The following is a 22,092-nucleotide window of genomic DNA, read 5'->3' as shown; positions in this document are numbered from 1 at the left end:
AAGCCAGTTTTGCTGGCGCAAAACTTTTAGGAGGTGCCACAATGAGCACAATCGCTCCGGATTACGTCAAGACAGACATGGGCAGCATCCAGATTGCCCCCGAGGTTATCGAAATCATTGCCGGATTGGCAACGGTGGAAGTGCAAGGTGTAGCGGGGATGAGTGGCGGATTAGCTGGCGGCATTGCTGAATTACTTGGACGCAAGAATTTGTCCAAAGGCGTAAAGGTAGAGGTCGGACAACGTGAAGCTGCCATTGACGTCTCCATCATTATCGAGTATGGAAATCGTATCCCAGAAGTTGCAAATGATATTCAGAACAATGTGAAAATGGCTATTGAATCAATGACAGGTCTAAATGTTGTTGAGGTCAACGTACACATTCATGATGTTCACTTTAAGCAGGCGGATAAACCGATTGACGAAGAACCAGCGGCTGCCAATCGTGTGAAATAGGCGGTAAAGCTGAGCCATATGGATCAATTGAAACCCCCTACAGGTTGCAGGGGGTTTCCTCTAACTTAGGAAGGGGACAAGCGTAGTGGGTAAAATTGTGGACAGGCTCTTGTTACTTTTCTATAGCCTGATTATTTTCGTCGCATCGATCTTTGTATTGTTCACAGCATCTAGCTGGATCCCACTCGATCAAGCAAGTACAACGCTTAGTCATTTCTATTACGAGAAGGGCTACGCTTATCCGGGCATTATCATTAGTTTGATTATGCTGCTGATTTCCGTACGATTCTTGATCGTAACGCTTCGTCGCGGACGTTCCCAGGCACCATCGATTGATCAACGCACTGATTTTGGGGATATTCGAATTTCCATCGAGACGGTTGAGAATCTTTCGCTGAAAGCAGCGGGTCGCACGAAAGGTGCCAAGGACTTGCGTGCACGAGTTAGAGTGAATCAATCCGGGTTAGAAATAACAATTAGAACCATTGTCGATGGGGAAAGCTCGATTCCGGAACTGACTGAAGACATGCAAGGTACAGTGAAAAGTTACATAGAAGAGATTACCGGTATTCCTGTAGCTTCCGTAACCGTATTCGTAGCGAATATCGTGCAATCTGCCCCAACGTTTAAAAGCCGGGTCGAATAGAGGTGAATCCACATATGTGGAATGAACTGTGGGAATTCCATAGGGGCAAAGTAATCGGAGTGTCAGCGGGTATATTCTTCGGTTTTATTTATTTATTTTTTGGTTTCTGGGATATGTTGATCTTTGCATTTATCGTTCTTGTTGGTTTTTATGTTGGAAATAAGTTGGATCGCAAAGAAAGTTTCGTCATGCTGGAAGACATTTGGCGCTATCTCACACAAAAATGGAGAATGTTTCGCTAAAATCCCTGGTTCAACCATGGATTTTTTTGTTTGGATTGGATCTAATTTGACGTATACTAGGAGAAAGAGTTTTTAGGAGAAGGTCGCTTTGCTGGAGTAAAGCACTTAGGAGGAACAGAATGAAACGCAGAATTGCACGTGAAATTGCTATACAAAGCTTATACCAAATCCAAATGAATGAGGCTACTCCTCAGGAGGCTGTTCAAGTCGCGATTCATGAAGCTGAGCATGATAATGAAACGCAGTTGGATTTCTCCGGAGATAAGATAGATCCTGTCTACATTGTTGAGCTTGTTGAAGGAACTTACAAGAACAAAGTAAGCATCGACGAGTTGTTGGAGGAGTATCTGAAGGGGTGGGCGATGGACAGACTGTCTCGCATCGATCGGGAAATTCTGCGACTGGGTGCCTACGAGATGCTGTATCGCGACGATGTTCCACCGAAGGTTGTTGTCAATGAAGCTATTGATTTGGCCAAGCATTATGGCACTGAGGAATCAGGGAAATTCGTAAATGGTGTGTTAGGAAAAATGATCAAAGAAATCGAAGAACTGAAAGAGAAAGTTCTGCGTACGCTTTGAACAACCTTATTGAGATCATCAGCATAGTTAAATAGGGGTAAGGCTTAAACGGCTAAGGGGGAAATAACATGTCAGCACAAGTAATTAATGGGAAAGAACTCGTGAGCTCAATCCGTGAGGAAATTAGATCTGACGCAGCGGCACTTACAACTCAGGGAAACCAGCCAGGTCTTGTCGTTGTGATTGTAGGTGAAGATGCAGCTTCACAAGTATATGTTAGAAACAAAGCGAAAGCTTGCGATGATGTAGGTATTTATTCCGAAGTACACCGTCTGCCTGAAGAGACGACGCAAGCAGAATTAATTGCACTCATCCATGGTTTTAACGCGAATAATCGAATTAACGGGATTCTTGTTCAATCACCACTGCCTAAGCATATCAATGAAGAAGCGGTTGTTGATGAAATTGATCCAGCGAAAGATGTAGATTGCTTCCACCCGATTAATGTTGGTAACCTGATGATTGGTAAAGATGGTATGAAGCCTTGTACCCCGCACGGTGTAATTGAAATTCTGAAGCGGACAGGCGTGGAAATCGCAGGTAAGCATGCTGTTGTTGTAGGTAGAAGTAATATCGTTGGTAAACCGATGGCGATGCTGTTATTGCGCGAACACGCAACGGTAACTGTCGTTCATTCCCGCACGCCTAACATGGAAGAGATTACCAAACAAGCCGATATTCTTGTTGTAGCGGTTGGCAAAGCGCATTTGATTAAAGCTAATCATGTGAAACCAGGTGCAGTCGTTATTGACGTTGGGATGAATCGTCCTGCAGACGGCAAATTAACGGGTGATGTTGATTTTGAAGCTGTGAAAGAGATTGCAAGTGCGATTACACCTGTTCCAGGTTGTGTAGGCCCAATGACGATTACGATGCTGCTTCGCAATACAGTTGATGCGGCTAGCCGTGCAGCTAAAGCGAATGTGAGCGTATAGTCATCTTATGGCGAGAAATGAGACCAAGATTTTATCCGTAAAGGATCTAAACCGCTATATCAAGCTATTGCTGGAAGGAGATTCACGACTCCAGGATGTGTGGGTGCGAGGCGAAATTTCGAATTTCACACATCACTCCAGCGGTCATATGTATTTTACATTGAAAGATGCGGATGGTCGGCTGAAAAGCATTATGTTTGCTTCGCATAATCAAAAACTGGGATTTATCCCGAAAGAAGGCACGAAAGTCATTGCTCGCGGCAATATTTCCGTTTATGAGCGTGACGGTGCCTATCAGTTTTATGTAACGGCGATGCAGCCTGATGGCATCGGCAGCTTGTATTTGGCTTTCGAGCAGCTGAAAAAGAAGCTCGAAACAGAAGGATTATTCGCGCCAGAGCGTAAGAAACCGATTCCTCGGTTTCCGCGCGCCATTGGCGTGATCACGTCCCCGACGGGGGCTGCCATTCGTGATGTCATCATCACGCTTCAGCGGCGCTACCCGTCGATCCCGATCTTGCTGTACCCTGTCCTTGTACAGGGTACGCAGGCGGCGCCTTCGATCGTGAAAGCGATCGAAGCGATGAACCGGCTCGGTGAAGCCGACGTGCTCATTGTGGGCCGCGGCGGCGGCTCACTGGAAGAGCTGTGGGCTTTCAACGAGGAGATCGTTGCGCGGGCTATCGCAGCCTCCGCGATCCCGATCATCTCGGCCGTCGGCCACGAGACGGACTTCACGATCGCCGACTTCGTCGCCGATCTCAGAGCGCCGACGCCTACGGCGGCGGCAGAGCTCGCGGTGCCGCACCACCTCGAGCTGAAGCAGCAGCTATCGCAGCAGGCTCAGCGCCTGCATTACGGGCTGCTGCAGCAGCTGCGCCGCAAGCAGGAACGGCTCGAGCGCGCGAAGCGCTCGCCGTTCCTGACGAACCCCCGCAGGCAGCTGCTCATGCAGCCTGCGGAGCGACTCGACCGGCTGGCGGAGCAGCTCGGTTACCGTATGCGTCAGCGCCTCACGGAGCTGGCGCAGAGGCGTATGAAGCTGGAGCGTCGCTTATCCAGCTTCAATCCAACCGAGCAGGCCGTGATGGCGAGACGACGTTTGGACACGTCCAAACGTCAGATGCTCACGGCCATGCAGACTCTCCTGCGCTCGAAGAAGCAGGAGTGGCAGTCCAGCGTCCGTCATCTGGACGCCCTCAGCCCGCTGAAAGTTATGCAGCGGGGTTATAGCCTTGCTTATGATGAGCAGGAGAAACAGCTCATTCGTTCGGTCGCCCAAGTAAACATCGGTGATCGATTATCCATACGTCTTAAGGATGGTAAAATACAATGTCAAGTTTCGGGGATGGAGGCGAACATTGATGTCAACAAGTGAAACCGAAGTAAGTTTTGAAGTGGCTATCGAGCAGCTAGAGCGTATCGTAAGTCAGCTGGAGAGCGGTGACGTTCCTTTAGAGAAAGCAATTGAACTGTATCAAGAAGGTGTAAGACTCTCCCATATATGCGGTGTTAAGCTGGAGCAAGTGGAGAAGAAAATTGAGATGCTGGTTGAAGGGGAAGCTGGGGTAACAAGGAAGCCTTTCCAGCCTGTCTTGGAAGATAAGGGGAATTAGTTTGAATAACACGACGTCTACTATTCATACATACATCGCTTCCCATGCTGAATTGGTTGAAGCCGCATTGCGTCAATCATTGCCGACTGCTTGGGAGGTACCAGCTTCGTTACGTGAGTCCATGGACTACTCCTTGATGGCAGGCGGCAAACGACTGCGTCCTATTATGGTTCTCGCTGCAGCAGAGTCGCTAGGTGGCTCGCTGGAGTCTGCTATGCCTGTTGCGATGGCCATCGAATTGGTTCATACCTATTCGTTAGTTCATGATGATCTGCCAGCGATGGATAATGATGATTATCGCAGAGGTAAGTTAACGAATCACAAAGTTTATGGTGAGGCAATGGCTATTCTTGCTGGCGATGCGCTGCTTACGCACGCCTTCTTCTGCGTTGCGCAATCACACAAGAGGTTTGGTGTTCCTGCAGAACGTGTACTAGCCATTACAGAAGAGCTTGCCGTACTGGCAGGTGCTCGTGGCATGGTTGGCGGCCAAGCAGCGGATATGTTAGGAGAGCAAGGTCTAACCAAGTTAGAAGAGCTTACTTATATTCATACACATAAAACGAGTGATCTTATTGTATTTTCTTTGCGTGCTGGTGGACATATTGCTGGGGCATCCGAAGCGCAATTGGAAGCACTCAGTGAATTTGGACATGCGCTTGGACTTGCTTTTCAGATTCAAGATGATATTTTGGATATTATCGGTGATGAAGCGAAACTAGGTAAGCCTGTGAAGAGCGATGAGAAACAGCAAAAGGTGACATTCCCTTATTTTATCGGTATGGAAGCATCTGAGCAGAAAGTGCAAGAGCTGACGAATCAAGCGAAGGAAGCCTTAATTCGATCCAATATACCGAACCCTGAACGGTTGCTGCAGATCGCAGATTACCTGATGAAACGGGATCATTAGACATACGTATACAATTTGTATGACATACCGGAAGGTAGTTTTTCCACATTAGAAATAAGTTTTCACTTAATGAAAACATCTTCTAATTGGCGATGAAACCTACCTATAAACGCAGTCGCTCATCATTGAGTTGCCTCGAAAGAGGTTTAATCACACGAATTACCCAATAATATGATATAATGGTGAAATCTTAGTATTTTCACATTGAAAGTGAGGAAACAAGCGTGCTGCTCGAACAAATCAATCGGCCTGCAGATTTGAAGCGGTTATCCTTAACGGAGCTCGAAGAATTGGCAGGAGAAATCCGTCAATTTCTTATTGAGAAGCTTTCCGTTACTGGTGGACATCTAGCCCCGAACTTAGGCGTGGTTGAACTCACGATAGCTTTACACACCATGTTTCACAGCCCGTATGATAAACTGATTTTTGATGTGGGTCACCAGGCGTATGTACACAAAATTTTGACAGGTCGTAAAGACAAGTTTGATACTTTACGCAAATATAAAGGGCTCTGCGGGTTTATTAAGCGTTCCGAAAGCGAACATGATGTCTGGGAAGCAGGACATAGTAGTACTTCCCTGTCAGCTGCCATGGGTATGGCAATGGCGCGTGATCTCAAAGGCGAGCATAATAAGGTTGTGGCCATCATTGGTGATGGTGCGCTTACAGGCGGCATGGCATTAGAAGCCATGAATCATATTGGTCATGAGAAGAAGAATATTACGGTCATTCTGAATGACAATGAAATGTCGATTGCGCCCAATGTAGGGGCTCTTCATAATTATTTAAGCAAAATTCGTTCAGACCGTCATTATTTGAAAGCTAAAGAGGAAGTCGAATATTTACTGAAGAAAATTCCTGCCATCGGTGGAACGCTTGCCAAAACAGCGGAGAAGCTGAAGGATAGTCTTAAATATTTTGTATTAAATGGCGTGTGGTTTGAAGAACTAGGGTTTACTTATATTGGTCCTGTAGATGGACATAACTTACAAGTGCTCATGGATACGTTGAAACAGGCGGAAAAAGTGGAAGGTCCTGTACTCATCCACGTTGTCACGAAAAAAGGCAAAGGGTATACCCCAGCTGAGACGGATTCCCATACTTGGCATGGCGTAAGTACGTCGTACAAAATCGAAACTGGACAATTACTCAAATCTGCTGGACCTCCGATGTATACACAGGTATTCGGTGATACGTTAATTGAACTTGGCGAGAAGGATCAGCGTTTAGTTGCTGTTACACCTGCTATGCCAGGTGGTTCTGGTTTAATGAAATTTGCAAGCAAGTTTCCAAATCGGATGATTGATGTGGGAATTGCTGAACAACATGCTGCTACTCTGTGTGCAGGATTAGCAAGTGAAGGCTTAAAACCAGTGTTTGCAGTATACTCTACGTTCTTACAACGTGCATACGATCAAGTCGTTCATGATATTTGTCGTCCCAAATTGAACGTGACCTTTGCAATTGATAGAGCTGGCTTCGTTGGTTCCGATGGTGAAACGCATCAAGGGGTTTACGATATTTCATTTTTGCGAACAATTCCTAACATGGTCTTAATGATGCCGAAGGATGAGAAGGAATTGCGTGATATGATGCAAACGGCGCTTGAATATAATGATGGTCCGATTGCGTATCGTTATCCGCGTATTAATGGCACAGGCGCTAATATTGATGAGGCTCCAAAGGCCATTCCGCTCGGTACTTGGGAAACTGTACGTGAAGGTGATTATGCGGCAGTTCTCGCTGTTGGACCTATGGTTCAAGTTGCAGAGGAAGCAGCTGCTAAGCTGGCCCAAGAAGGCATTGAACTTCGTGTTGTGAATGCAAGGTTTATTAAACCGTTGGATGAAGCTTACTTGCTACAGCTAGCTAAGGAATCGATGCCAGTGATCACGATGGAAGAGGGTTCAATCCAAGGTGGTTTCGGAAGCGCGGTCTTAGAATTCTACGCAGAGAAGCGGGTTGTTGGTTTGCAGGTTGAATTGATGGGGATTCAAGACTACTTCGTAGAGCATGGCAGTGTGCCTGAACAACGCGAAGAGGTTGGGTTAACTGCCCATCACTTGATTGCCGAAGTGAAGAAGCTAGTTCCTCGCAAGGTTCTACGAGCGAAGGTCTAGTAACCGATTTTGAATAGGAGCAACACATTATATATGTCCTCGGATAAAGAACGATTAGACTTATTGCTACTGGAGCAAGGATATTTTGAAAGCAGAGAAAAGGCAAAGGCCGCCATCATGGCAGGCCTTGTTTTTGCGGATGAAGAACCAGCTGATAAAGCGGGGATGAAGATCAGCAGGAAAGCCGTGCTGAAAGTAAAGGGTGCGCTGCATCCTTACGTGAGCCGTGGCGGATTAAAGCTGGAGAAAGCGTTAAAGCATTTCGACATCGACTTACATGATGCAGTAATGCTCGACATTGGAGCTTCTACAGGCGGATTCACGGATTGTGCGCTGCAAAATGGTGCGGCCTCTGTCTACGCGGTGGATGTTGGCTACAATCAATTGGATTGGTCGCTGCGCAATGATGAGCGTGTTCATGTCATGGAGAGAACGAATTTCCGTTACACGAAATTGGAGGATTTGAACGGTCCGAGACCTAGCTTTGCCAGTATTGATGTTTCGTTCATTTCGCTTCGTATTATCCTGCCACCACTTAAGGAAATCTTAGGGGATCAGGGTCATGTTGTTGCTTTAATTAAGCCGCAATTCGAAGCTGGTCGAGAGAAGGTTGGGAAGTCGGGCGTTGTAAGGGACACGGATGTACATATTGACGTTCTGACAACGGTTCTTTCATTTGCTGAGGAGCTCGGCTTTCGCTTGAAGGGACTCACTTACTCGCCAATAACCGGTGGTGAAGGGAACATTGAATTCCTTGCGTACTGGTCGAGCAACGAGACGGAAGAGTCATTGGCAGTGCCAACTTCGATCAAAGCCCTTATTGCCGAGACAGTTAAAGAGTCTCAGAAATTACATGGAAAATAAACTCATCTTTGAGAACGCCTTTTGCGGCCCTAAGATGGGTTTTTTCAAATTATAAGCATATATTTGTTTCACTTCATATTTCGGCTTAAATTTTAGATAAACGCACTAGTCCCTTTCAGGACGGTGTAGTCGTTTATTTCACTTAAGAGAAAGGATTTGCCTTCCGGTTTCGCGAATACTATGGCGAGGTGAAGGACATGGAACAAGGCGATGTAAGAGTCATTTTGTTAATCCTTATCGTTGTTGTTTGTATCGTCTTTTGGCGATTTCAGAAGTGGTCAGTGGGTTCAAGTCGAAGAAGAGGACGTATTCCAAGGCATGCGAATATCCCCGAGGATGATGTTGTTGATTTGCTTGAGGCTGCTGGATTCGAAGTGCTTGCTGGTAAGACCAAAATTCCAATTACCATGTCCGTTGGCGAGAGAGAACTGCTGGAAAGCCGCCTATTTATCGATTATTTTGTGCAAAAGGAAGATGATATTTATCTTGTGAAAGTGGCAAGAGAACGCAAGCCACTTGAGATGACAGGGAGCGCTGTACGTGACATGTTGCTGCCCTACACTCTCATTTATCCGGAGGCACAGGGTATCCTTTACGTTGATATGACCGTTAGCAAAATCAAAAAAATCACTTTTCACATAGAGGTGTAAGGATGAAGGGTCAAAGGCATGTAAAAATCAGAGAAATTATTACTAATCATGAGATTGAAACGCAGGATGAATTGGTCGAGGCGCTGCGTGCGGCAGGATTTCATGTCACACAGGCGACAGTTTCGAGGGACATCAAGGAACTCCATCTCATTAAGGTGCCGCTAGATGATGGCAGATATAAGTATTCCATGCCGGCAGATCAGCGATTTAATCCGATGCAGCGACTTCGCCGGGCATTAAGTGACCATTTTGTCAGCATTGATTATACGGATAATTTAGTTGTTATGAAATGCTTGCCAGGCACAGCGAATACGATTTGTGCTTTAATAGATAATTTGGAGTGGAATGGCGTCATGGGAACGATTTGTGGAGATGATACGATACTTGTTATTTGCCGCGGGAAAGAGAATAGTGTAACTTTTGTAAATGAAGTCATGTCCTTATTATCATAAAATCAGGAGGCGTTCATGCTTACAGAACTTTCAATTCGTAATTTGGCTGTCATTGAACATGTACATATTCGGTTTAAAGCAGGTTTTCACGTCCTTACTGGGGAAACTGGCGCTGGGAAATCGATCATCATAGATGCGTTAACACTGATTGTCGGTGGTAGAGGTTCTTCGGAATTAGTTCGTTATGGTGCTGATAAAGCAGAGATTGAAGCGATGTTTGACTTACCTGCGTCTCATCCGGTTTGGCATACGCTTACAGAGTTCGGGATTGAATCCGATGCTTCCGAGCATCTCATTATCCGTCGTGAAATTACAGCAACAGGCAAAAGCTCAAGTCGAATTAATGGTCAGCTTGTGAATATGACGATGTTGCGCAAGACGGGGGAGTGGCTCGTTAATATTCATGGCCAACATGAGCATCAATCTTTACTTCATGTGGACGAGCATATTCATTCCTTGGATCTGTTCGGAGATGCCGAGATTGAGTCAGCGAAGAAGACGTACCAAGCTAGCTATGATCAGTATATGAAGCTTCAAAAGGAGCTGAACGATCTTCAAGAAACGAGCAAGCAGGCGCTGCAAATGTTAGACCTGTATCGTTTCCAGATTGAAGAAATTTCCTCAGCCAAGCTGAAACTAGGCGAAGATGAAACCTTAGCTGAGGAAAAGCGCAAGTTAGCTAATGCAGAGAAGCTTTATCAAAGCTCGTCTGAAGCTTATGATTTTCTCTATGCCACGAATCGAGGACTCGATGCTGCTGGCAAAGCAGTCTCTCGCCTTCAAGATATCGTTCAGCTAGATCCGACGAATTTGAGCCCAATTCTTGAGCAGGCGCAGTCGGCCTTTTATCAACTGGAAGACGCAGCTTATCAAATCAGAGACTATCGCGACAGCATTGAGTTCAATTCATCTCGATTAGATTATATTGAACAAAGATTAGATACCATCACGTCTCTTCGTCGAAAATATGGAGAGAATATAAAAGAGATTCTAAGCTATTTAGAAAAGATCAAAAATGAAGTCGATACGATTGAAAATAAAGATGAAATTATTCGTAAATTAGAAGATAAGCTTGTACTTGCTGAGAAACAAGTTGGTGTGCATGCCCTAGACCTTTCTAACCTGCGTAAAGGTATTGCCAGTGAACTCTCTGCTCAGATTGAACATGAATTGCGTGATCTTCAAATGGAACGAACACAGTTCCGAGTGCAGATCGCTCATATTATTGATGACCGCGGCGTTGAAGTTGACGGCAATAAGGTTCGCTTCTCCAGACAAGGCATTGATCAGGTTGAGTTCCTCATGGCTCCTAACCCAGGGGAACCGCTGCGCGGATTAAGTAAAATTGCCTCAGGTGGAGAGCTCTCCCGTATTATGCTCGCAATGAAGGCAATTTTTGCACGGATTGATCAAATTCCAGTGCTTGTCTTTGATGAGGTTGATACGGGGGTTAGCGGACGAGCGGCACAAGCGATTGCTGAGAAAATGTCCGTTCTTTCGCAAAGCTGTCAAGTCTTCTCCATTACTCACTTGCCGCAGGTTGCAAGCTTTGCAGATGTTCATTTCTATATTCGGAAAGAAGTGGATCATGAGCGAACGTTCACGCGTGTTCAAGATATGCCAGATACTGGCCGAATTGAAGAGCTTGCGAGGATGCTTGGCGGTGTAGAAGTGACAGAAACAACGCTTCATCATGCTGGAGAAATGCTTACCATGGCAAAAAATAAGAAAGCAAGGGTATGAAAGTATAGATAGTCATCATTTACAGTTATAAAAGAAGGGGACTGGGGTTAACTTATAGGTACGCAATTGACGAGGTTATTCGTCAGGGCTCAAGGAATTTTGAAGGAGCGTGTTGATAGTGCAATCCAACAAAAGAAAAAGATTGTTCGGACTCTTGCTCGTCTTCTTCGTTTGCTTGGTCAGTATGTCCCCGCCTTTTCAGAGCTTCGCCTCCTTTCCACAAGAACTCCGTTTGTTTAGCGGCCAAGGGAAGCAGCTTCAGTTAACGATGCCGGTCAGTGCCCAGGTCACGGTCAAGGATACGGATATTGTAAAGGTAAACGGCAACGCCAAGCACTCATTTCAAGTTAATTTGAACGAACCTATCTCACTGCAATCCGACCATTCTGGGCAAACGGAAATGAAGCTCAAGCTGTTCGGAGCCATTCCAATCAAGACTGTCAAAGTGAATGTCGTACCTGATTTAAAAGTAATCCCAGGGGGCCAGACAATCGGTGTAAAAATTAAGTCTGCCGGTATCTTGGTAGTTGGTCACCATCTAGTGACTGTTGCCTCTGAACAAAAAGTTTCACCTGGGGAAGAAGCTAAAATTCAAGTTGGCGATTTAATAACCAAAATTAACGGCAAGGATTCTAAGGATGTTAGTAAGGTCGCGGAACTGGTGGCCAAATCAGGCGAAAGTAAGAATCCCCTTGTTCTGCAAATTTTAAGAAACAATCAAGAACTTGTTGTGAAGTTGCAGCCAGTATATGACGTAGTAGATAAGTCTTATCGCTTGGGTCTGTACATTCGCGACTCCGCGGCAGGGGTTGGGACGTTAACCTTCTATGCACCAGATCAAGGAGTCTACGGGGCTCTTGGACATGTCATAACAGATATGGATACTCAGACACCCATTATTGTAGGCGATGGCGACATTGTCTATTCGAATGTGACGTCGATTTCCAAAAGCCATAATGGAGATCCTGGTGAAAAGCATGCAACGCTTTACAAGGACAGCAAGGTAATTGGCAATATTGAACGGAATACGGCTTTCGGGATTTTTGGGAAAATGTATGGTGCTCCTGATCACAGCTTAGATAAAGAAGCGATACCCGTTGCCTTCGCAGAAGAAGTGAAAGAAGGACCAGCCCAGATCTATACCGTCTTAGAAGGTCAAAAGGTAGAAAAATTTGATATCCAAGTGGTTCATGTATCCAAACAAGACGTTCCGGGTACGAAAGGCATGGTTATCAAAATCACGGACCCACGCTTATTAGATAAAACGGGGGGGATTGTGCAGGGCATGAGCGGTTCTCCCATCATCCAAAATGGTAAATTGATCGGAGCGGTCACACATGTCTTCGTGAATGATCCGACTAGTGGCTATGGTTGCTTTATCGAATGGATGCTTCAGGACTCCGGAATCATCCTTCGACCGACCTCGGGGAACACAGACAAAGAACTAAAGGTGAGTTAGTAGCCTTTAGTTCTTTGTTTCTTTTTAACCTCATTTTACGAGAGAATAGCGAGTTTCGTGTCTTCATGTCGAAAAATGTTGGAATTAGAAGATAAATATTATATTATATAAGAAACTCAAACAAAAGAAAAGAAAAATAATATTCGACAGAAGGATTTTAAAAAGAGCTGTCGAATAGTTTACACAAGAGAGAAAAATACCAACTTGTTTCAGTAGCTAAAGGAGGAAATTCAGTTGCAAAAAATTCAGGTATTACTTGCAGACGATAACCGAGAATTCACCCATCTATTGTCAGAGTTCATTGGTGAGCAAGAGGATATGGAAATTATGGGTGTTGCCTACAATGGTAACGAGGTCCTTCGTTTTCTGGAGCAACAGCGTGAGCTGCCCGATGTTCTCATTCTAGATATTATTATGCCTCATCTGGATGGACTTGGTGTTCTGGAAAAAATGCGAGAGATGAATCTTCCTTCTCAGCCCAAAATCATTATGCTAACGGCATTCGGACAAGAAAACATTACACAAAAAGCCGTGCAGCTTGGCGCTTCTTATTACATTTTAAAACCATTTGATATGGAAACCCTTACGAATCGTATTCGTCAGCTTGCTGGTAACTCTTCAACTACGACTACAACATCCTCAACACCTCGTGCGAATGTCGTACATATGCCAAAAGGAAAGAATTTGGATGCTAATATTACGAGCATTATTCATGAAATTGGTGTACCTGCTCACATTAAAGGCTATCAATATTTACGTGAAGCCATTACGATGGTGTACAACAATATTGAAATCCTAGGTGCGATCACCAAAACGCTTTATCCAGCTATTGCCGAAAAATACAAAACAACGCCAAGCCGCGTCGAACGCGCTATCCGTCACGCGATTGAAGTCGCATGGACGCGCGGCAATATCGACAGTATCTCCTTCATTTTCGGATATACGATTAATATCTCGAAATCCAAACCGACGAACTCCGAGTTCATCGCGATGGTTGCTGACAAGCTGAGAATCGAGCATAAAGTTTCTTGAGACAGTTAGGAGCTTTATAATATATGTCAAGTTAAGGACGCTCAATTTGAGCGTTCTTTTCATTTTTTAAAAAATATAAGAATTTATATGTTTCAATTCATAATTCGGCTATATTTGTCCATAAACACTCCCGTCCCAAGTGAACGACATAGCCGTTTATTTTGGTTGCATGAATGAGATGGGAAGCAGAAAAACTACCTAGACAGTCTAGGTAGTCCTTCTGTATTAGTTTTGAATTACCAAACAAATGCGCTAGTGATAATAACCAATAAGATGAAAAGTACCAAGACAGCTGCAGCGGAAGTACCATACCCAGTTCCACAACTCATTCGAATCAACCTCCAATTGGATATTTGGTTTGTGTTTCGAGATAGCTTATGACTATTTCTGAGGAATGTTTGGGCGAAACGACTGATTGTGCTAATGTCCCTGTCTTTTGAAATAAATTTGGGGTAGGGAAGGGGCAACGTGAAAACTTGGAACCAAGGGATAAGTTGTTACGTTATTACATCGTAGCTTATTCTTTTCAACAAGAGATCGTGCAAGCGGAATTAGAGGCATGGAGGAAAAGTGAATGTTATTGACAATAGTGATCATTGTGATTTTGATTGGTGTGTATGTTCTCTTTATGAAAGTGTATCCGGTATTCGGCCGAAGACCTTCTGAAGGTGATATTCGAAGGTTCAGTCAGTCACCGCAATATGCGAAAAACAAGTTCGAAAATCCAATCCCAGCGATGATGAATATGAGCTTTCGTACAACGCTCGGGATTTTGCGCGATATGATCAAAGGAAGCCCGCATCGACGTCCTAAGTCCCCCTTACCGATGGAGAGGCCTCAGTTTAGCGTGAATGGTGATACCAGCGTCACTTGGTTCGGACATTCGGCTAGCTTGCTCACAATCGATGGGAAAGCCTTGCTCCTTGATCCGATGTTTGGAAGAACACCTTCGCCATTTCCGTGGATAGGTAAAAACAGATATAGCGGCGGAATCCCGTTTGAAATAGCGGAGCTCCCGCAGATTGATGCCGTCCTTCTATCTCATGATCATTATGATCATTTGGATTATGGGTCCATTATGAAAATAAAACACAAAGTGAAACGGTTTTTTGTCCCACTTGGAGTTGGTGCTCATTTAATTCGCTGGGGAGTTCCAGCAGCCAAGATTGAGGAGCATGATTGGTGGGAAGAAATATCGTTTGAAGGGCTGGATTTAGCTTGTACGCCTGCCAATCACTTCTCAGGACGCAGTACGAATGATCGCGGGGCGACTTTATGGTGCTCATGGGTGATCAAAGGAGAGAGCTCTAGCATATTCTTCAGTGGGGATAGCGGATATACGCCTCATTTTAAGCAAATTGGAGATAAATATGGTCCTTTCGATCTGACCTTGATGGAATGTGGGCAATATGATGAACGTTGGGCGGATATTCACTTAATGCCGGAAGAAACGGTTCAAGCCCATTTGGATGTGAGAGGGAAGGTGATGCTGCCAATCCACTGGGGTGCCTTCACACTAGCCATCCATGATTGGAATGATCCTGTGGCTCGCGCCGCGAGGGCTGCTGAGACCAAAGGTGTTAAGTTGGTCACGCCACCTATCGGACAGACTATTATTTTAAAGGGTTCCGACGTACAGTCCTATCCGAAAGCGAATTGGTGGGTACAGTCATAGTTCGAGCTGAACTAGCTACCAGGGACTTCACATGGTATTATGGTTAGGTTAATAGTCAGATGTGAGCAGGAGAGAAGATAAGTCTATGTCGGAACAAAAAAGTGTACGAAAATTTCATTTTCTAGCCGTTGTGCTAGGAATAGCTATTGATAATATCGGGACGATGTTATCGTCAGGGGTGATTGGCAGTCTATATTTTGCTAACCGGCCGTTGGAAGATCAAGATGTAAATGCGATTTATTCAAATGCAGCTCTCTTACTTTTATTTCTGGTCGTTGGCTTATTCTGGACGTTCCTAGGTAGTTATTTCACCGCGAAGGTTGCCAAACGAGGGGAACTATTCAACGCAGCGATCATTGGGGTCATTGGTGCAGGGATTGGGTTTGATTCGATATTAACACAGGATGTAATCCCGCTATGGTACGAATTGATTGGATTAGTAGCCATCGTACCGGTATCGCTCCTAGGTGGATATCTTGCATTGAAGAGGAAGAAGACATCCCAGTCCTAATTACCTGCTTGGTACATTAGATAGGGTGATCTGCTGAATCTAGTGGAGTGAATTGTGCTTAGGAGGTGGAAGTATGCCTAAGTTCGCGAATGAGAGTGAAGAAGCGACGGCATTTTTACGCAAACAGACAGGCAGCAGTCAATTGGTGTGCTACACGTATATTGATGCTGAGAATAGCTTGGAGAGTTTTTTTATTGTGAAGACAAGTAATAAGGTCATTCAAGTATCCTTTGCGGAGATTTCGTATGATCCGAGGAATTACCAGAGCTTACTAGAGGGGCTCTACCGTGTTATCTACGAATAATTAATTGATCTACACATGGAAAACCCCCTAGCCAATGTGGCTAAGGGGTTTCTCATGTTCATGCCAATTACTTAATGAACGTTAAAGCTTGATCAGCGATGGAGAACTTGTAGCGATCAAGGCAATTGCACAGGTAATCTTTTCGGCAAATTGGACAAGGTTCTTTCATCAAACGGTTCAAGTCCGTTACGCGGCCGATGCCAGTTTCAGCATCTCTTTCAAAGAAAAGACGGCATTTGTTGCGGTCTTTCAAGGAAACGACAACCTCGAAAAGTCCATTCTTTTTATTATCACTCACTATTGTTGCATCAACTACCTGCGGATCGTAGGCCATATGTATTTCCTCCTAAGAGTTTGCTCAGCTAGACAATCTACATCGCAAATTCATAAATTAACATGCTTTTCTCTTTGTTTGCTCAGTTGCATTAGTATATTATATAAATAAAAAAGATTTTATTCAATAGGAGGTCATCTAGACATGATCATGGACTATTGTGAACAAGAAATTTCAGAAGGTCAGACATTCATTCACATTGGTTTACAGTTCGAGGATGAGCCTGATTCTTTGTATGTGGCAGAGCTTGAGGTTGACGATCAAGGGGTTGTTAAGCATTGGCAGTTATTCTTCAATGGGTTTGATTGCAAATATAATTTCCGTCCATCTGAGAAAGAAGAAATGATCCATTACGCAGCTCTACAAGGGATTTCCATACGAGAAGATGAAGGCCAAGAATGACAAAAGGAATTATCGCCATGTAATGAATGGTTCAAATTCCTTGATTTGTGTTTATTCTGTTGTTTGTTTTGAAGTTCTATTCGTGTTGGTGTTGTTCGGGTTACTGGATTCGTACCATGCCAGTGCAACCGTTGCATCATAGGATCCAGTTTGCCTTCACGTAGATTGCGTTGACGTAATTTTTGAGCTTGTGATCGGGACATCGTAATTCCTCTTTTCTATTTGTAGTGTGCGAGTCTATTTCTATTGTAACAGGTGATGAGGAAGAGGCAATGGAAAGTTTAGTTGATAATGAAAAAGGGTGAACAATATGCGCATTCAAATCCAGTTAGCGATAGATGGCGAAACGAAGAAAACGGAAGTGCTCGAAATTGCCGAGCATAAACTTGGTGAAATGACGGACGAAGAGATTGAGCAAGCAATTGAGGTGAAGATTCGAACGTGGGTTGATCGGATGGTTCAAGTGGAATGGGAAGTTATAGACGAGTAGGTAATAAAACGGCCCCGTAAGGATCTACCCTACGGAGCATCAGTGTACAACCTATGTATGTTAGTGAACGATGTTGCCTACTCCGGTCTTCTGCAAAGCATGTTCCCAGCTTGGATAGTAATACAGGGCGTTTTTCATAAGATCAGGATGCAGCTTCTTCACATTTTTTTTGGCTAGCGATTCCCCTGTGCTGTGAAGCTGTACAATTTGGCCTAACACTTCGTCTGCGCTCATGTTTAGCTCCATAGATGTCCTCTCCTTTCGTTACGAATATTAAACAATGCTTGCCATTCAAAGCTTAAAATATACATAGAATTTTGTGGGATCGGGTAAATTAGGTAGGCCATGAGACGACGTTAGGAAAGCTAGGTGTCTAACTATGAATTGGTCATCTTTATCTTTATTTGCCACAAAGCCAAACCTAATTTGCAAAGGGAAAATAGCTAAGATAACAGGTTCATTTGAAACGTTCGAACAGCTTTCAAGCGGTCGTATACTCGTGCTTTCACAGAGTGATATCGAGGAAGAACAGGCACAAGAACTGTTAGATCGAAGAGTGAAAGCGATCGTTCATTGTGGGCAAGTTATGAGTGGTGTCTTCCCGACGGAAGGTCCGCTATTATTGTTACAGCAGCATATCCCAATTATTGAAGTGGATGCCGTTCATGCTGAAATCTTTCTGCACGAAGCAGAAATGATTATTCATCATGATATGATCCATATAGCCGGTCAATCAGTCTCTTGTAAGCTATTTACGAGAGAAGACTGGTTGATAGCGCAACGAGCCGCCAATGAGCAGGCGAGTGAACGGTGGGAGCCCTTTATTGAACACACTTTAGCTTATGCAATGCGAGAAAAACAAGCTGTCAGAGAGTCATTACCCAACTTGCCGCTGCGCACGCAATTCATGGGTAGACACATCTTGGTAGTGTCCGATGGGAAAGGTTATAAGAAGGACCTGCAAGCCGCTAGTGGATTTATAACGGCGTTTAAGCCGATACTACTTGGCGTTGGTTCAGGAGCGGATGCGCTAATATCCAGCGGTTATCAACCAGATGTTGTTGTTAGTGATGCAGATCAAATTTCGAATCGCGTGTGGAAGAGTGGTGCAGAAATCATTGTCCACACCTACCCAGATCCTCAAGGAATCCTTGATAATTGTTCGCCTGATGGCCTAAGTAAGCATCATCTCGTGTTGTCCTGCATAGGTAACAGTGAGGATGCTGCTTTATTATTAGCCTATGAAAAGGGTGGGGAATGGCTAATTACGGTCGGCGTACATTCCTATATGAGTGATTTTGTAGCAAAGGGCTTAGCAAATATGGGGAGTGCGTTGCTTGTTCGAATGAAAATTGGAGCTCGTCTCGTAGATATAAAAAGCTTACAAGCGCTAACACTTCAACCAACTCAAAGACGGAAAGAAGTGCTTTCCACTATTGGTCTATCTTGTGTTTTCATTGGATTGAGTCTGTTCCAGTTGCATTGGATACTTAAACGAGCAAGTCATGTCGTGTGGAAGCTTGTTGGGGTAGAATGAGGGCTTTGACGTAAAAAAAGGACCGGACTTAGTGTCCGGTCTATTTATTGCGCTTTGGTTTGAATCGTGGAGCCAAATAATTCCGCTTACGATCTCTGAAGAAAGTCCATCCGCCAATAAAGGCAACACCGATCAGAAATAATACCAAGCCTAAGAAGAATTTCCCCCATAACATACCGCTATTAGCAACTGTATCAAATTGTGCAAAAAAGGCATCTTTCATTGCGAGAAAGCCATAAGTAGCGGTTATTCCAGGAATAACGAGAAGTAGAATAGCAATAAAACGATAAAAGGGTGCTTTCATAGTAACTCCTTACCTGATATTAAACATGTTTTTTCTAACATCATAACCCGAAACCGTTAGCGTGTCTAATTCCCCACATAAGAATTAATAAGTTTCCGGTGTTCGGAAAAACAAATTCTTATTGGCGATAAAAACAACATTTAAAACGCGGTAGCTCATCCTCGAATTGCTTCGATAGAAGTTTTTCTCACAAATAAGACTATGACTTCGATCCCAAAAAAGGGTAATATAATAGAGACGCACGTATACATATAACAAGTAATTGTTTCATAGGAGGCTTACATACATGAGTGAACATAGATATGATGTCGTGGTATTAGGTGGCGGAATCGGCGGGTATACCGCAGCTATTCGTGCTGCACAGCTCGGGAAGTCAGTAGCGATTGTTGAACGCGATAAAATGGGTGGTACATGCCTGCATCAGGGCTGTATCCCAAGTAAAGCTTTGCTTAGAAGTGCTGAAGTGTTTGCCGCGATGAAGCATAGCGAGGATTATGGCATCACAGCACAATCCATCTCGCTGAATTTTGACCAAGTAGTAGGACGTAAGCAACGAATTGTCGATCAACTGCATCAAGGACTTCAATTTCTGATGAAAAAGAATAAGATTACGATTCACCATGGAAATGGACGGATTATCGGACCTTCGATTTTTTCACCACGCAGCGGCGCTGTTTCTGTTGAGAAGGAGGATGGCGATATCGAAACGCTCCTTTCGAGCAATTTGATTATTGCAACGGGCTCTAGACCACGCAGTTTACCAGGATTAGAAATAGACGGTACTTCAATTATTACTAGCGAAGATGCGCTGCGGATGGAAAGTCTGCCGAAGTCAATCATCATTGTCGGCGGTGGGGTCATCGGTGTTGAATGGGCTTCGATGTTAAACGATTTTGGCGTGGAAGTAACGATCGTAGAAGTCGATAAGCGATTAGTCAGTTTAGAAGACGCTGATGTTTCCAAAGAATTAGAACGTTTATTCAAGAAACGTGGGATTAAGCTAGAGACGGGTACGAAATTGCTCCCGGATTCTGTGAAAGTGGCAGATGGCAAGGTTACGATGCAAGTGGACAAGCAGGGTGAGGTACAGGAACTATCCGCAGAAAGAGTACTGGTTTCAGTTGGTCGGGTGGCGAATGTCGAAGCGATGGGTCTTGAGAATACGGATGTCAAAATTGATAAAGGCGTCATTCGCGTCAATCGCTATATGCAAACGACGGAATCCCATATCTACGCGGTAGGTGATGTAATCGGCGGACTTATGCTGGCGCATATGGCTGGCCATGAGGGAATCGTGGCAGCAGAACATATTGCTGGACATCAACCGGATGAACTTCAGACGCACCTTGTATCCAAATGTACCTATACAAGACCTGAAATTGCCAGTGTGGGTTGGACCCAGCAGCAGGCGATTGATCAAGGTCGCCAAGTGAAAGTTGGCAAATTTAGTTTCAAAGGAATAGGGAAAGCTCTAGTTTATGGAGACTCCGATGGCTTTGTGAAAGTAATTGCTGATAAAGACACGAATGATATTCTTGGAGTTCACATGATTGGCCCTCAAGTTACTAACAGCATTACTGAGGCAGCGCTAGCTCAGGTGTTGAACGCAACGCCTTGGGAGGTTGGACAGACGATCCACCCGCATCCAACACTTTCGGAGGCTTTGGGTGAAGCGATGCTAGCTGTGGATGGTATTGCAATTAGCGGATAAAAATTGTAATCATAAACGTTTGCGTTTATAATATGCTTATAGAGTCAAGTACTAGGACCAGGTATTAAGTTTTAGTAGTCATTTAATCTCATTAAGGAGGCAAACTCCATGTCCATTGGTCAGCTATATAAGCACAGAAGTTTAGGATTATCCGATGATGAAGCACTACGTATGTATATGGTCATGAGCCTTGCAACTAAATTCGATGAGCGCGCCTTCATGCTGCAACGCGCAGGTAAAATTCCGTTTCACGTATCAGGTATGGGACAGTATGCCGGACAAGTTGGCATGGCCTTTGCGATGCAAGCTCAGAAAGACTATTTCTTGCCATATTACCGTGATTATGCATTCGTTTTATCGGTTGGAATGACGGTGAAGGACCTCATGCTCGCCATTTTCTGCAAAGCAGAAGATGTGAATAGCGGTGGCAGACAGATGGCAGGTCATTTCGGTGATCGTAAAAATCATATCGTAACGGCATCTTCACCTGTTACTACGCAAGTTCCGCATGCAGCGGGGATTGCTTTGGCGGCGAAAATGAAAAAACAGGATTTCGTTACTTTTGTTTCATTCGGAGAAGGATCCAGCAATCAAGGAGATTTCCATGAGGGCTGTAATTTTGCAGGTGTACATAAGCTGCCGGTTATCTTCGTTTGTGAAAATAATCAATATGCAATTTCTGTCCCACTCCATAAACAGGTGGCAGGCAAAATCGCGGATCGTGCGATTGGATATGGCTTCCCAGGTGTTCAAGTCGATGGCACTGATGTCTTGGAAATGTACCGCGTAACGAAAGAAGCAAGAGAGAGAGCCCTTCGTGGAGAAGGTCCAACATTAATCGAGATGCTGTGCTATCGCATTATGCCGCACTCCACCTCGGATGACGATATGTTGTACCGTACGAAGGAAGAAGTCGAAGAAAATCGCAAGAAGGATGGCATCTTGAAATTCAAGGAGTATCTCATCGCTTGTGAGCTGTGGAGTGAAGAGCAAGACCTAGCGCTTCAAGAACGTCAAAAGCAAGAAGTCAATGAAGCAACGAAGTATGCTGATCTTGCCCCTTATCCGAAGCCGGAAGATACGCTTCTTCATGTTTATGCGGAAGGAGATGGCAAATAG

27 protein-coding genes are annotated in these 22,092 nt (G+C 44.5%); 23 read left to right on the top strand and 4 right to left on the bottom strand.

The window, feature by feature from the left end:
- Nucleotides 1-41: 41 nt before the first annotated feature.
- The 15 genes from ASL11_RS13290 (at nt 42) to spo0A (ending at nt 13,705) form a co-directional block, all read left to right on the top strand.
- A complete protein-coding gene (locus ASL11_RS13290) occupies nt 42-455 on the top strand; it encodes an Asp23/Gls24 family envelope stress response protein (protein ID WP_056614688.1) in 414 nt (137 codons plus the stop codon).
- Nucleotides 456-540: 85 nt separating this feature from the next.
- On the top strand, nt 541-1,101 hold the full coding sequence (gene amaP, locus ASL11_RS13285) for an alkaline shock response membrane anchor protein AmaP (RefSeq protein ID WP_056614686.1): 561 nt from the start codon (nt 541-543) through the stop codon (nt 1,099-1,101).
- A 14-nt stretch (nt 1,102-1,115) separates the two neighbouring features.
- Nucleotides 1,116-1,343 carry a DUF2273 domain-containing protein gene (locus ASL11_RS13280; RefSeq protein WP_056614682.1) on the top strand — a complete coding sequence of 76 codons (228 nt, stop codon included), beginning with the start codon at nt 1,116-1,118 and terminating at the stop codon, nt 1,341-1,343.
- Nucleotides 1,344-1,462: 119 nt separating this feature from the next.
- Nucleotides 1,463-1,924 (top strand): transcription antitermination factor NusB, encoded by a 462-nt coding sequence (nusB, locus tag ASL11_RS13275; protein WP_056614678.1) that lies wholly within the window; start codon nt 1,463-1,465, stop codon nt 1,922-1,924.
- A gap of 68 nt (nt 1,925-1,992) precedes the next feature.
- A complete protein-coding gene (gene folD, locus ASL11_RS13270; RefSeq protein WP_056614675.1) occupies nt 1,993-2,859 on the top strand; it encodes a bifunctional methylenetetrahydrofolate dehydrogenase/methenyltetrahydrofolate cyclohydrolase FolD in 867 nt (288 codons plus the stop codon).
- Nucleotides 2,860-2,866: 7 nt separating this feature from the next.
- Entirely contained in the window at nt 2,867-4,237 is a 1,371-nt protein-coding gene (gene xseA / locus ASL11_RS13265) for an exodeoxyribonuclease VII large subunit (RefSeq protein ID WP_056614671.1), read from the top strand.
- Nucleotides 4,224-4,475, top strand: coding sequence for an exodeoxyribonuclease VII small subunit (xseB, locus tag ASL11_RS13260; RefSeq protein WP_056614667.1), 252 nt, complete (start codon nt 4,224-4,226; stop codon nt 4,473-4,475). Before xseA ends, xseB begins: the two co-directional genes overlap by 14 nt.
- Nucleotides 4,471-5,385, top strand: a complete 915-nt coding sequence (locus ASL11_RS13255) for a polyprenyl synthetase family protein (protein ID WP_436244978.1) — start codon at nt 4,471-4,473, stop codon at nt 5,383-5,385. Before xseB ends, ASL11_RS13255 begins: the two co-directional genes overlap by 5 nt.
- A 224-nt stretch (nt 5,386-5,609) precedes the next feature.
- Nucleotides 5,610-7,505 (top strand): 1-deoxy-D-xylulose-5-phosphate synthase, encoded by a 1,896-nt coding sequence (gene dxs / locus ASL11_RS13250; protein WP_056614661.1) that lies wholly within the window; start codon nt 5,610-5,612, stop codon nt 7,503-7,505.
- 33 nt (nt 7,506-7,538) lie between these two features.
- Nucleotides 7,539-8,369 (top strand): TlyA family RNA methyltransferase, encoded by an 831-nt coding sequence (locus ASL11_RS13245; protein ID WP_056614659.1) that lies wholly within the window; start codon nt 7,539-7,541, stop codon nt 8,367-8,369.
- Nucleotides 8,370-8,566: 197 nt separating this feature from the next.
- A complete protein-coding gene (locus ASL11_RS13240; protein WP_056614656.1) occupies nt 8,567-9,019 on the top strand; it encodes a hypothetical protein in 453 nt (150 codons plus the stop codon).
- 2 nt (nt 9,020-9,021) lie between these two features.
- Nucleotides 9,022-9,471, top strand: coding sequence for a transcriptional regulator AhrC/ArgR (ahrC, locus tag ASL11_RS13235; RefSeq protein WP_056614653.1), 450 nt, complete (start codon nt 9,022-9,024; stop codon nt 9,469-9,471).
- Nucleotides 9,472-9,486: 15 nt separating this feature from the next.
- Complete coding sequence (recN, locus tag ASL11_RS13230) at nt 9,487-11,214, top strand: DNA repair protein RecN (RefSeq protein WP_056614649.1); 1,728 nt, start codon at nt 9,487-9,489, stop codon at nt 11,212-11,214.
- Nucleotides 11,215-11,332: 118 nt separating this feature from the next.
- Nucleotides 11,333-12,673 (top strand): SpoIVB peptidase, encoded by a 1,341-nt coding sequence (gene spoIVB / locus ASL11_RS13225; RefSeq protein ID WP_056614646.1) that lies wholly within the window; start codon nt 11,333-11,335, stop codon nt 12,671-12,673.
- Between the two features lie 234 nt (nt 12,674-12,907).
- A complete protein-coding gene (gene spo0A / locus ASL11_RS13220) occupies nt 12,908-13,705 on the top strand; it encodes a sporulation transcription factor Spo0A (RefSeq protein WP_056614643.1) in 798 nt (265 codons plus the stop codon).
- A 236-nt stretch (nt 13,706-13,941) separates the two neighbouring features.
- Here the strand turns inward: spo0A and ASL11_RS35820 are convergent, their stop codons facing one another.
- Nucleotides 13,942-14,034 (bottom strand): YjcZ family sporulation protein, encoded by a 93-nt coding sequence (locus tag ASL11_RS35820; RefSeq protein WP_082595420.1) that lies wholly within the window; start codon nt 14,032-14,034, stop codon nt 13,942-13,944.
- Between the two features lie 245 nt (nt 14,035-14,279).
- On the opposite strand from ASL11_RS35820, the gene ASL11_RS13215 reads away from it, so the two are divergent.
- The 3 genes from ASL11_RS13215 (at nt 14,280) to ASL11_RS13205 (ending at nt 16,195) form a co-directional block, all read left to right on the top strand.
- Nucleotides 14,280-15,380, top strand: coding sequence for an MBL fold metallo-hydrolase (locus ASL11_RS13215; RefSeq protein WP_056614637.1), 1,101 nt, complete (start codon nt 14,280-14,282; stop codon nt 15,378-15,380).
- An 85-nt stretch (nt 15,381-15,465) separates the two neighbouring features.
- On the top strand, nt 15,466-15,891 hold the full coding sequence (locus ASL11_RS13210) for a hypothetical protein (protein ID WP_056614634.1): 426 nt from the start codon (nt 15,466-15,468) through the stop codon (nt 15,889-15,891).
- Nucleotides 15,892-15,964: 73 nt separating this feature from the next.
- Nucleotides 15,965-16,195, top strand: a complete 231-nt coding sequence (locus tag ASL11_RS13205) for a hypothetical protein (RefSeq protein ID WP_056614631.1) — start codon at nt 15,965-15,967, stop codon at nt 16,193-16,195.
- Nucleotides 16,196-16,262: 67 nt separating this feature from the next.
- Here the strand turns inward: ASL11_RS13205 and ASL11_RS13200 are convergent, their stop codons facing one another.
- Entirely contained in the window at nt 16,263-16,529 is a 267-nt protein-coding gene (locus tag ASL11_RS13200; RefSeq protein ID WP_028554204.1) for a hypothetical protein, read from the bottom strand.
- Between the two features lie 144 nt (nt 16,530-16,673).
- Between ASL11_RS13200 and ASL11_RS13195 the strand changes: the two genes are divergently transcribed.
- Together ASL11_RS13195 and ASL11_RS13190 are read left to right on the top strand one after the other, a co-directional pair.
- Nucleotides 16,674-16,931, top strand: coding sequence for a hypothetical protein (locus ASL11_RS13195; protein WP_056614628.1), 258 nt, complete (start codon nt 16,674-16,676; stop codon nt 16,929-16,931).
- A gap of 310 nt (nt 16,932-17,241) precedes the next feature.
- A complete protein-coding gene (locus ASL11_RS13190) occupies nt 17,242-17,421 on the top strand; it encodes a hypothetical protein (protein WP_056614625.1) in 180 nt (59 codons plus the stop codon).
- Between the two features lie 60 nt (nt 17,422-17,481).
- On the opposite strand, the gene ASL11_RS13185 is transcribed toward ASL11_RS13190, so the two are convergent.
- Entirely contained in the window at nt 17,482-17,667 is a 186-nt protein-coding gene (locus ASL11_RS13185) for a hypothetical protein (RefSeq protein ID WP_028554206.1), read from the bottom strand.
- Between the two features lie 133 nt (nt 17,668-17,800).
- Between ASL11_RS13185 and steA the strand changes: the two genes are divergently transcribed.
- Nucleotides 17,801-18,958 carry a putative cytokinetic ring protein SteA gene (gene steA, locus ASL11_RS13180; protein ID WP_056614621.1) on the top strand — a complete coding sequence of 386 codons (1,158 nt, stop codon included), beginning with the start codon at nt 17,801-17,803 and terminating at the stop codon, nt 18,956-18,958.
- Nucleotides 18,959-18,998: 40 nt separating this feature from the next.
- Here steA and ASL11_RS13175 read toward each other — a convergent pair whose 3' ends face one another.
- Nucleotides 18,999-19,262 carry a DUF2627 domain-containing protein gene (locus ASL11_RS13175; RefSeq protein WP_056614619.1) on the bottom strand — a complete coding sequence of 88 codons (264 nt, stop codon included), beginning with the start codon at nt 19,260-19,262 and terminating at the stop codon, nt 18,999-19,001.
- Nucleotides 19,263-19,548: 286 nt separating this feature from the next.
- Here ASL11_RS13175 and lpdA point away from each other — a divergent pair, with 286 nt between their 5' ends.
- Together lpdA and ASL11_RS13165 are read left to right on the top strand one after the other, a co-directional pair.
- Nucleotides 19,549-20,973, top strand: a complete 1,425-nt coding sequence (gene lpdA, locus ASL11_RS13170; RefSeq protein WP_056614614.1) for a dihydrolipoyl dehydrogenase — start codon at nt 19,549-19,551, stop codon at nt 20,971-20,973.
- A 108-nt stretch (nt 20,974-21,081) separates the two neighbouring features.
- Nucleotides 21,082-22,092 carry a thiamine pyrophosphate-dependent dehydrogenase E1 component subunit alpha gene (locus ASL11_RS13165; RefSeq protein WP_056614611.1) on the top strand — a complete coding sequence of 337 codons (1,011 nt, stop codon included), beginning with the start codon at nt 21,082-21,084 and terminating at the stop codon, nt 22,090-22,092.

This window comes from Paenibacillus sp. Soil750 (assembly GCF_001428045.1).
Taxonomy (GTDB): Bacteria; Bacillota; Bacilli; order Paenibacillales; family NBRC-103111; genus Paenibacillus_E; species Paenibacillus_E allorhizoplanae.
This window is presented reverse-complemented; position numbering and strand designations above follow the sequence as displayed.

Coding starts and splice junctions, on each gene's coding strand:
- ASL11_RS13290 (WP_056614688.1), top strand. CDS start 42: ATGAGCACAATCGCTCCGGATTACGTCAAGACAGACATGGGCAGCATC.
- ASL11_RS13280 (WP_056614682.1), top strand. CDS start 1,116: ATGTGGAATGAACTGTGGGAATTCCATAGGGGCAAAGTAATCGGAGTG.
- nusB (WP_056614678.1), top strand. CDS start 1,463: ATGAAACGCAGAATTGCACGTGAAATTGCTATACAAAGCTTATACCAA.
- folD (WP_056614675.1), top strand. CDS start 1,993: ATGTCAGCACAAGTAATTAATGGGAAAGAACTCGTGAGCTCAATCCGT.
- xseA (WP_056614671.1), top strand. CDS start 2,867: ATGGCGAGAAATGAGACCAAGATTTTATCCGTAAAGGATCTAAACCGC.
- xseB (WP_056614667.1), top strand. CDS start 4,224: ATGTCAACAAGTGAAACCGAAGTAAGTTTTGAAGTGGCTATCGAGCAG.
- ASL11_RS13245 (WP_056614659.1), top strand. CDS start 7,539: ATGTCCTCGGATAAAGAACGATTAGACTTATTGCTACTGGAGCAAGGA.
- ASL11_RS13240 (WP_056614656.1), top strand. CDS start 8,567: ATGGAACAAGGCGATGTAAGAGTCATTTTGTTAATCCTTATCGTTGTT.
- ahrC (WP_056614653.1), top strand. CDS start 9,022: ATGAAGGGTCAAAGGCATGTAAAAATCAGAGAAATTATTACTAATCAT.
- recN (WP_056614649.1), top strand. CDS start 9,487: ATGCTTACAGAACTTTCAATTCGTAATTTGGCTGTCATTGAACATGTA.
- ASL11_RS35820 (WP_082595420.1), bottom strand. CDS start 14,034: ATGAGTTGTGGAACTGGGTATGGTACTTCCGCTGCAGCTGTCTTGGTA.
- ASL11_RS13215 (WP_056614637.1), top strand. CDS start 14,280: ATGTTATTGACAATAGTGATCATTGTGATTTTGATTGGTGTGTATGTT.
- ASL11_RS13210 (WP_056614634.1), top strand. CDS start 15,466: ATGTCGGAACAAAAAAGTGTACGAAAATTTCATTTTCTAGCCGTTGTG.
- ASL11_RS13205 (WP_056614631.1), top strand. CDS start 15,965: ATGCCTAAGTTCGCGAATGAGAGTGAAGAAGCGACGGCATTTTTACGC.
- ASL11_RS13200 (WP_028554204.1), bottom strand. CDS start 16,529: ATGGCCTACGATCCGCAGGTAGTTGATGCAACAATAGTGAGTGATAAT.
- ASL11_RS13195 (WP_056614628.1), top strand. CDS start 16,674: ATGATCATGGACTATTGTGAACAAGAAATTTCAGAAGGTCAGACATTC.
- ASL11_RS13190 (WP_056614625.1), top strand. CDS start 17,242: ATGCGCATTCAAATCCAGTTAGCGATAGATGGCGAAACGAAGAAAACG.
- ASL11_RS13185 (WP_028554206.1), bottom strand. CDS start 17,667: ATGGAGCTAAACATGAGCGCAGACGAAGTGTTAGGCCAAATTGTACAG.
- steA (WP_056614621.1), top strand. CDS start 17,801: ATGAATTGGTCATCTTTATCTTTATTTGCCACAAAGCCAAACCTAATT.
- ASL11_RS13175 (WP_056614619.1), bottom strand. CDS start 19,262: ATGAAAGCACCCTTTTATCGTTTTATTGCTATTCTACTTCTCGTTATT.
- lpdA (WP_056614614.1), top strand. CDS start 19,549: ATGAGTGAACATAGATATGATGTCGTGGTATTAGGTGGCGGAATCGGC.
- ASL11_RS13165 (WP_056614611.1), top strand. CDS start 21,082: ATGTCCATTGGTCAGCTATATAAGCACAGAAGTTTAGGATTATCCGAT.